This is a genomic window from Streptomyces sp. NPDC055078 (assembly GCF_053607985.1).
In genome coordinates this window covers 1-2,651 of the sequence record NZ_JBSGUP010000896.1, presented here as the reverse complement: position 1 = coordinate 2,651, position 2,651 = coordinate 1, and the positions used below count along the sequence as shown (strand labels likewise).

The window sequence follows — 2,651 nt, the reverse complement described above, 5'->3', positions numbered from 1 at the left end:
GGGTCCGGTCCCCCGTGGCCCTGTGCACGGTCCCCCGGCACCCGGGGCCGGCACGATCCGCCGGGACAGACCCTGGGGCCGCGCGACATCCTCCCCGGCCGCGCGGCACAATGCACTGTCAAGCACAGCCAGCAGGAGAAGGCGAGTCGGGGAAACGTGACGACGTCCATCGAAGGCAGGATCGCCGAGGAGATCGGCGTACGGGAGCGGCAGGTCAGGGCGGCCGTGGAGCTGCTCGACGGCGGGTCGACCGTGCCGTTCATCGCGCGCTACCGCAAAGAGGCGACCGAGATGCTCGACGATGCGCAGCTGCGCACGCTTGAGGAGCGGTTGCGGTATCTGCGGGAGCTGGAGGAGCGGCGGGCCGCGATTCTGCAGTCCGTACGCGAGCAGGGGAAGCTGGACGACGCGCTGGAGGCGCGGATCCGGGGGGCGGACACCAAGGCCCGCCTGGAGGACATCTATCTGCCGTTCAAGCCCAAGCGCCGCACCAAGGCGCAGATCGCCCGTGAGGCGGGGCTTGAGCCGCTGGCCGATGGGCTGTTGTCCGATCCGTCCGTGGATCCGCTCGCCGCCGCGGCGGCCTTCGTGGACGCGGACAGGGGTGTCGCGGACGGTGCGGCGGCGCTGGAGGGGGCGCGGGCGATCCTGTCCGAGCGGTTCTCCGAGGACGCCGATCTGATCGGTGAGCTGCGGGAGCGGATGTGGACGCGGGGCCGGCTGGCCGCGAAGGTCCGCGAGGGCAAGGGCGACGCCAAGGAGGGGCCGGGCGCGAAGTTCGCCGACTACTTCGACTTCGCCGAGCCGTTCACGGAGCTGCCCTCGCACCGGGTGCTCGCCATGCTCAGGGGCGAGAAGGAGGAGATCCTCGATCTGACCCTCGAACCGGAGGAGGCCACCGACGGGCCGTCCGCCTTCGAGGGCATGGTCGCGCACCGCTTCGGGGTCGCCGACCGTGGCCGCCCCGGGGACAAGTGGCTCCTGGACACCGTCCGCTGGGCCTGGCGGACCCGGATTCTGGTGCATCTGGGCATCGATCTGCGGATGCGGCTGCGCACGGCGGCCGAGGACGAGGCGGTACGGGTCTTCGCCGCGAATCTGCGCGACCTGCTGCTCGCCGCCCCGGCCGGGACCCGGGCGACACTGGGCCTGGACCCCGGCTTCCGTACGGGGGTGAAAGTGGCCGTCGTGGACGCGACCGGCAAGGTCGTCGCCACCGACACGATCTATCCGCATGTGCCCGCGAACAAGTGGGACGAGTCACTGGCGAGGCTCGCCCGGCTGGCCGCCGAGCACTCGGTCGATCTGGTGGCGATCGGCAACGGCACCGCCTCCCGCGAGACCGACAGGCTCGCCGCGGACCTGATCAGCCGGCACCCGGAGCTGAACCTGACCAAGGTGATGGTCTCGGAGGCGGGGGCTTCGGTGTACTCGGCGTCCGCGTTCGCCTCGCAGGAGCTGCCGGGGCTCGATGTGTCGCTGCGCGGCGCGGTCTCGATCGCGCGCAGGCTCCAGGACCCGCTGGCCGAGCTGGTGAAGATCGATCCCAAGTCGATCGGCGTCGGTCAGTACCAGCACGATCTGTCCGAGGTGAAGCTCTCCCGGTCGCTGGACGCGGTCGTGGAGGACTGTGTGAACGGTGTGGGTGTCGATGTGAACACCGCGTCGGCGCCGCTGCTCTCCCGGGTGTCGGGCATCGGGGCGGGGCTCGCCGAGAACATCGTCGCCCACCGCGACACCAACGGCCCCTTCCGTTCCCGCAGGGCGCTGAAGGAGGTGGCCCGGCTGGGCCCAAAGGCGTACGAGCAGTGCGCGGGCTTTCTGCGTATCCGGGGCGGGGACGACCCGCTGGACGCGTCCAGTGTGCACCCGGAGGCGTATCCGGTGGTGCGGCGGATGGTGAAGACGGCGGGCGGCGAGGTCGCCTCGCTGATCGGCAACGGCGGGGTGCTGCGGTCGCTGCGGCCGGACGACTTCGTGGACGAGACGTTCGGGCTGCCGACCGTGACGGACATTCTGCGCGAGCTGGAGAAGCCGGGGCGCGACCCTCGGCCCGCGTTCCGGACGGCCACCTTCAAGGAGGGCGTGGAGAAGATCGGCGATCTGGCCTCCGGGATGGTGCTGGAGGGCGTGGTCACCAATGTCGCCGCGTTCGGCGCGTTCGTGGACGTCGGTGTGCACCAGGACGGTCTGGTCCATGTGTCGGCGATGTCGAAGACCTTCGTCAAGGACCCGCGCGATGTGGTGAAGCCGGGCGATGTGGTGAAGGTGAAGGTCCTCGACATCGATATCCCGCGCAAGCGGATCTCGCTGACACTCCGGCTGGAGGACGAGGCCGCCCCCAAGGACGCGGCCACGTCGCCTCCGGCGTCGGGCCGGGAGCGCGGTGAGCGCGGTGGACGGCCACAGCAGCGCCGCCAGGGCGGCGGACGCGGCGAGCGTCAGGGGGGTGACCGGAAGGGGGGTGACCGCCAGGGCGGCGGACGCGGCGGCGACCGTCAGCGGCAGGTGCCTCCCCCGGCGAACAGCGCGATGGCGGACGCCCTGCGCCGGGCGGGCCTGGCGGGTCCCGACAAGCGCCGGTGACGGGACAGGGGCGGCGCCGTGGCCGGGCCGCCCCTGGCAGCGGGGCGCCCGCCCGGCGTACAGGC

The 2,651-nt window shown here is 72.0% G+C and carries 1 protein-coding gene; it reads left to right on the top strand.

The annotated features are described in order from the left end of the window. Positions 1 to 156: 156 nt before the first annotated feature. Positions 157 to 2,586, top strand: a complete 2,430-nt coding sequence (locus ACWF94_RS38310) for a Tex family protein (RefSeq protein ID WP_453499551.1) — start codon at positions 157 to 159, stop codon at positions 2,584 to 2,586. Positions 2,587 to 2,651: the final 65 nt, after the last annotated feature.